This window comes from Microbacterium sp. Bi128 (assembly GCF_918698205.1).
Genome location: NZ_CAKKMM010000750.1, coordinates 1 through 2,472 on the forward strand (window position 1 = coordinate 1; position 2,472 = coordinate 2,472).

At 70.0% G+C, this 2,472-nt stretch carries 2 protein-coding genes; one reads left to right on the plus strand and one right to left on the minus strand.

The features are described from left to right. The coding region (locus LQV45_RS25750) for an orotate phosphoribosyltransferase (protein WP_230009478.1) at positions 1 to 482 on the minus strand (482 nt) is incomplete at its 3' end. A gap of 110 nt (positions 483 to 592) precedes the next feature. Between LQV45_RS25750 and acsA the strand changes: the two genes are divergently transcribed. Further along, positions 593 to 2,452: an acetate--CoA ligase gene (gene acsA / locus LQV45_RS25755; protein WP_230009480.1), complete on the plus strand. Its 1,860-nt coding sequence runs from the start codon at positions 593 to 595 to the stop codon at positions 2,450 to 2,452. Positions 2,453 to 2,472: the final 20 nt, after the last annotated feature.

Genomic DNA, 2,472 nt, shown 5'->3' on the forward strand with positions numbered 1-2,472 from the left:
GCGACGGCCACCACGTTGCCGCCGGCCTTGCGGACGCCTTCGACGGCGGTCAGCGCGGACCCGCCGGTTGTTGAGGTGTCCTCCAGGACCAGGACCTTGCGGCCCTCGACCGAGGGGCCTTCCACCTGGCGTCCCATGCCGTAGGACTTCTGCGCCTTGCGGACGACGAACGCGTCCACCGGGCGGCCGGCGTCGACGGCGGCATGCATGACGGCCGTGCCCACCGGGTCCGCCCCCATGGTGAGTCCCCCGGCGCACTCGAAATCGATCCCGGCGTCCTCCATCAGCGAGAGCATGACCTGCCCGACGAGTTTGGACGCCTCGTGGTGCAGGGTGATGCGGCGCAGGTCGATGTAGTAGTCGGCCTCGGCGCCGCTGGAGAGGATGACCTTGCCGCGGACTACGGCCAGTTCCTTGATCAGTTCCAGCAGTCGGGCACGGGCAGCGGCAGCGTCGGCTGCGAAGTCACGGGTGGCAGTCATGGCTCCCAGTTTAGTGGCTGGTCCGCCGCGGATTCCCAGCCGGGGTCTTGCACGTCGGTCCGGGACCTTTTGCTCTGGGCGGCACCGGCACACGGGAGTCGGATGGAACCATGACGGCAGGAACCGAACCATCCATCGGCTGGCCTGCGATCACCAAAGACATCGGCAGTTTCCGGGTCCGGCCGAACCTGGTGGATTATGACGCGGCGTGCGCGGCCTTCACCTGGGATGAGGCCCGGCGAGCCCTATCCGGACTCCCCGGTGGCCGCGGCCTCAACATCGCCTACGAGGCAGTGGACCGGCACGCGGCCGGCAGCACGGCAGGACATGAGGCCTTGCGGTTCGTCCGGGCCGATGGCAGCACCCACTCCTTGAGCTACGCCGAACTCGCCGAACAGACCAGCCGCTTCGCCGGCGTCCTGCGCAGCCTTGGCGTCGGCCGCGGGGAACGGGTCTTCTCCCTCACCGGCCGCGGCCCCGCCCTGTACATCGCGGTGCTCGGCACGTTCAAGAACGCGAGCGTGTTCTGCCCGCTGTTCTCCGCTTTCGGTCCCGAGCCGGTGCGGCAGCGCCTCATGCTGGGCTCCGGCCGGGCGCTGGTCACCACGCGGGCGCTGTACCGCAAGAAGATCGTCCAGCTGCGCGGGCAGCTCCCGGAGTTGCGCCACGTCCTGCTTATCGACGCCGACGGCGATCCCGAGCCCGGAACCCTCGACCTGGCCGCCCTCATGCGCCAAGCCCCGCCGGACGGGGAGATCGCGGCCACCCAGCCGGAGGACATGGCCCTGCTGCACTTCACGTCCGGCACCACCGGCACTCCCAAGGGCGCGATACACGTGCACGACGCCGTGACCGCCCACCACGCGACCGGAACCTTCGCCCTGGACCTGCAACCCGGAGACGTCTACTGGTGCACGGCCGACCCGGGCTGGGTCACGGGCACCTCGTACGGTGTGATCGCACCCCTGAGCCACGGCGTGACGGCCATCGTGGACGAGGAGGAAATGGACGCCGACCGGTGGTACCGGATCCTCGCCGAGCAAGGAGTCACGGTCTGGTACACAGCCCCGACGGCCTTGCGCATGCTCATGAAGGCCGGAGCCGACCGCGCCGCAGGACACGACCTCTCCGCCTTGCGCTTCGTCGCCAGCGTCGGCGAGCCGCTCAACCCGGAGGTTGTGGTGTGGGGGCAGGAGGCCTTCGGCCAGCCGGTGCACGACAACTGGTGGCAGACCGAAACAGGCGGCATCATGATCTCGAACTACGCCGCAACCGAGATCCGGCCCGGCTCGATGGGCCGTCCATTGCCCGGCGTCGAGGCCGCCGTCGTGGCCCGGGATGCGGACGGCAAGCCCGTCATCCGCGACGGCGAAGCGGTGCTGGTCACGGACCCCGACTCCATGGGGGAACTGGCCCTCCGGCCCGGCTGGCCCTCCATGTTCCGCGGCTATCTGCACGAAGAGGAGCGCTACCGCCGCTGCTTCGCCGGGGGCTGGTACCTGACCGGGGATCTCGCCAAACGCGACGCCGACGGCTACTACTGGTTTGTGGGCCGGGGCGACGACGTCATCAAGTCGTCGGGGCACCTGATCGGCCCGTTCGAGGTGGAGAGCTCCCTCATGGAGCACCCGGCCGTCGCCGAGGCCGGCGTGATCGGGGTCCCGGACCCGGTGGCCGGCGAGGTGGTCAAGGCCTTCGTTGAACTCCGGACCGGCTGGGAACCGTCCGGGGAGCTGGCCCTGGACATCATCGGCTTCGCCCGCAAGCGGCTGGGCCCCGCCGTTGCGCCGCGGCTGCTTGACTTCACCGCCGCACTGCCCAAGACCCGCAGCGGGAAGATCCTCCGGCGCCGGCTCAAGGCCCGCGAGCTCGGCCTGCCCGAGGGCGACACCTCCACCATCGAGACGCCCCCGGTCCAGCCAAACCCGGCCCGCATAGAGCCGGCCAGCACCGAACAGGCACCGAAATGACCGGTACAGCGAGCCCACGC